We start from the raw sequence: 3,600 nt of genomic DNA, 5'->3' as shown, positions 1-3,600 counted from the left end.
GGCCTCGTTGACGAAGGTGCCGATGACCCGCGAGGTGAAGAAGCCGCGCGAGTCGTTGACCACGATCGGGGTCTTCTTGATCTGCAGCGTGTAGTCGATGACCTTGGCCAGCACCGCATCCGAGGTCTTGGCGCCGCGGATGATCTCGACCAGCGGCATCTTGTCGACGGGGGAGAAGAAGTGGATGCCGATGAAGTCCTCGGAGCGCTTGACGCCCTCGGCGAGGATGGTGATCGGCAGCGTCGAGGTGTTCGAGCCGAGGATGGCGTCGGGCTCGACGATGTCCTCGATCTCCTGGAACACCTTGTGCTTGACCTCGACCGACTCGAACGCCGCCTCGATGACCAGGTCCACGCCGGCGAAATCGGCGGCGTCGACGGTGGGCGTGATCCGGGCGAGCAGCTCCGCCGACTTCTCGGCGGTGGTGCGGCCCTTGGCCAGAGCCTTCTCCTCGAGCTTCTCGGAGTAGGCCTTGCCCTTCTGCGCGGCTTCCAGCGAGATGTCCTTGATGACGACCTCGATGCCGGCCTTCGCGGAGACGTACGCGATCGCGGCGCCCATCATGCCGGCGCCGATGACGCCGACCTTCTTGGCGGTGTACTTGTCGTAGCCCTCGGGCCGCGAGCCGCCGCCGTTGATGTGCTGCAGGTCGAAGAAGAACGCCTTGATCATGTTCTTCGAGACCTGGCCCGTGGCCAGCGAGACGAAGTAGCGGCCCTCGATCACCGAAGCGGTGTCGAAGTCCACCATCGCGCCCTCGACCGCGGCGGCCATGATGGCGCGTGGCGCGGGCATCGGGGCGCCCTTGAGCTGCTTGCGCAGGTTCGAGGGGAAGGCGGGCAGGTTCGCGGCGATCGCCGGCGAGTTCGGCGAGCCGCCGGGGATCTTGTAGCCCTTGACGTCCCAGGGCTGCACGCCGCCCTCGGGGTTGGCCTTGATCCACGCCTTCGCGGCGGGGACGAGTTCCTCGACGGTGCCCACGACCTCGTGGACCAGGCCCACCTCCTTGGCCTTGGCGGGCTTCATGCGCGGGCCCTGCAGCAGGACGCCCATCAGCGCGCCCTGCAGGCCGAGCAGCCGGACGGTGCGCGTGACGCCGCCGCCGCCGGGGAGCAGGCCGAGGGTGACCTCGGGCAGGCCGATCTGCGAGCCGCGCACGTCGGCGGCGATGCGATGGTGGGTCGCCAGAGCGATCTCCAGGCCGCCGCCGAGGGCGGCACCGTTGATCGCGGAGACGACGGGCTTGCCGAAGGTCTCGAGGCGGCGCAGCGCGGCCTTCATCGACTCGACGTTGTCGAAGACCTGCTGCGCGTCGGCCTTGGTGGCCTGGCGGATCAGGCCCAGGTTGCCGCCGGCGAAGAAGGTCTTCTTCGCGGAGGTGAGCACGACGCCCGTGATGGAGTCCTTCTCGGCCTCCAGGCGGTCGATGGTCGCGGCCATCGACTCGCGGTACAGGTCGTTCATGGTGTTCGCGGAGCTGGTGGGGTCGTCCATCGTCAGGGTGACGATGCCGTCGGCGTCCTGCTCCCAGCGGATCATGTTCTCAGCCATGTGATTGTTTGTCTCCGTAGTCTTTCCGGCCGGTCAGAGGCGCTCGATGATGGTGGCGATGCCCATGCCGCCGCCGATGCAGAGGGTGATCAGGCCGTACCGGCCGCCGGAGCGCTCCAGCTCGTCGAGCACGGTGCCCACCAGCATCGCGCCGGTGGCGCCCAGCGGGTGGCCCAGCGCGATGGCGCCGCCGTTGACGTTGACCTGCTCGCGGTCGAGCTTGAAGTCCTTCATCCACTTCATGACCACGGAGGCGAAGGCCTCGTTGAGCTCCCAGACGTCGATGTCGTCCTTGGTCAGGCCCGCGAGCGCGAGGGCCTTCTCGGTGGCCGGCGTGGGGCCCGTGAGCATGATCGTCGGGTCCGAGCCGGTGACGGCGGTGGCGACGATGCGGCCGCGCGGGGTCAGGCCGGCCTTCTTGCCACCGGCCTCGTTGCCGATCAGCAGCAGCGCGGCACCGTCGACGATGCCCGAGCTGTTGCCGCCCGTGTGGACGTGGTTGATCTTCGGGACGGTGTAGTACTTCTGCAGCGCGACGGCGTCGAAGCCGCCCATCGCGCCGATGCCCTCGAAGGCCGGCTTGAGCTTGGCCAGGCTCTCGGCGGTGGTGCCGGGGCGGCGGTGCTCGTCGTTGTCCAGCACCGTCAGGCCGTTGATGTCCTTGACGGGGACGACCGACTTCGCGAACCGACCCTCCTCCCAGGCCTTCGCGGCGAAGGCCTGCGACTGCGCGGCGAACTCGTCGACGTCGTCGCGCGAGAAGCCCTCGATCGTCGCGATGAGGTCGGCGCCGATGCCCTGCGGCACGAAGTAGGTGTCGTAGTTGGTGGTGACGTCCTGGAACATCGCGCCACCGTCGGAGCCCATGGGCACGCGCGACATCGACTCGACGCCGCCCGCCAAGACGAGCTGATCCCACCCGGAGCGCACCTTCTGCGCGGCCATATTCGTCGCTTCCAGCGCAGATCCGCAGAAGCGATTCACTTGCACGCCCGCAACAGTCTCCGGCAGGCCGGCGGCCATCGCCGCAGCACGCGGAAGAACGCCACCCTGCTCGCCTAGAGGGGAGACAATACCGAGAATAATGTCGTCGACATCGGCCGGATCGAGCGTGGGGAAACGGTTCTTGACCTCGTCGATCAGGCCGACGACCAGATCGATCGGCTTGGTCGCATGGAGCGATCCGCCGCGCTGCTTGCCGCGTGGCGTGCGGATGGCCTCGTAGATGAAAGCGTCGGACACGGTGTTCCTTCCTAGTGTGCTGCTAACTCGGATAAGTTAATCACTATTCTGTTGCTTTGGTGGCGAAGACGCGTCAAACGAGGCGCGATTGAGCGGATAGCTTGCTGCACCGCGAACCCCTGACCCGCGCTCGGGGCGCATCATGGCGTCGTGGGATCTGCGGTGGACGCGAAACGTCCCTCGATGTGCCGGCAGACGGCGACCGCACCGTCCCCGAACCGCTCATACAGTCCTGCCAGGACGATGGCATCGATGACATCCGGCGTGTGGGTATCGAGTGCCGTCCCCAGTACGTCGGTGTGCAGTTCAGGGGACTGCTGCACCAGTAGGTGACATCTGATCTGTGGTGCTGTCAGGGTGCCACTGGAAGGATGTCAACATGCCTAAGCCCTATCCCCGCGAGTTCCGCGACGATGTCGTCGGTGCGGCTCGTCGCCGCGAAGGCGGTGTGACGATCAAGCAGATTGCCGCCGATTTCGGTGTCAGCGAGACATGCCTGCAGAACTGGCTGCGTGCCGCCGATGTCGAGGAGGGGAACCGACCCGGTGTCACCGCTTCGGAATCCGCTGAGCTTCGCGAGCTGCGGAAGCGGAATCGCCTGTTGGAGCAGGAGAACGAAGTTCTTCGTCGCGCTGCCGCGTATCTGTCGCAGGCGAACCTGCCGGGAAAATGATGTACCCGCTCGTGAAGGAGCTCGCCGCTGACGGGATCGCCGTCACGGTGACGTGCCGGGTTCTCAAGCTCGCCAGGGCGCCCTACTACCGTTGGCTGAAGGAGGCGGTCACCACCGCTGATCGGATCGCGGCG

At 66.8% G+C, this 3,600-nt stretch carries 3 protein-coding genes; 1 reads left to right on the top strand and 2 read right to left on the bottom strand.

Annotated features, from left to right (window positions below; translation table 11 throughout):
• Both AXK61_RS17555 and AXK61_RS17550 read right to left on the bottom strand, forming a co-directional pair.
• The coding region (locus AXK61_RS17555) for a 3-hydroxyacyl-CoA dehydrogenase NAD-binding domain-containing protein (protein ID WP_068746509.1) at positions 1-1,551 on the bottom strand (1,551 nt) is incomplete at its 3' end.
• Between the two features lie 33 nt (positions 1,552-1,584).
• Positions 1,585-2,793 carry an acetyl-CoA C-acetyltransferase gene (locus AXK61_RS17550; RefSeq protein ID WP_068746508.1) on the bottom strand — a complete coding sequence of 403 codons (1,209 nt, stop codon included), beginning with the start codon at positions 2,791-2,793 and terminating at the stop codon, positions 1,585-1,587.
• A 379-nt stretch (positions 2,794-3,172) separates the two neighbouring features.
• Between AXK61_RS17550 and AXK61_RS25480 the strand changes: the two genes are divergently transcribed.
• Positions 3,173-3,466: an IS3 family transposase gene (locus AXK61_RS25480; RefSeq protein WP_068745614.1), complete on the top strand. Its 294-nt coding sequence runs from the start codon at positions 3,173-3,175 to the stop codon at positions 3,464-3,466.
• The last annotated feature ends 134 nt before the right edge of the window (positions 3,467-3,600 follow it).

Source organism: Tsukamurella pseudospumae (genome assembly GCF_001575205.1).
In the GTDB taxonomy this organism is placed as follows: domain Bacteria; phylum Actinomycetota; class Actinomycetes; order Mycobacteriales; family Mycobacteriaceae; genus Tsukamurella; species Tsukamurella pseudospumae.
This window is presented reverse-complemented; position numbering and strand designations above follow the sequence as displayed.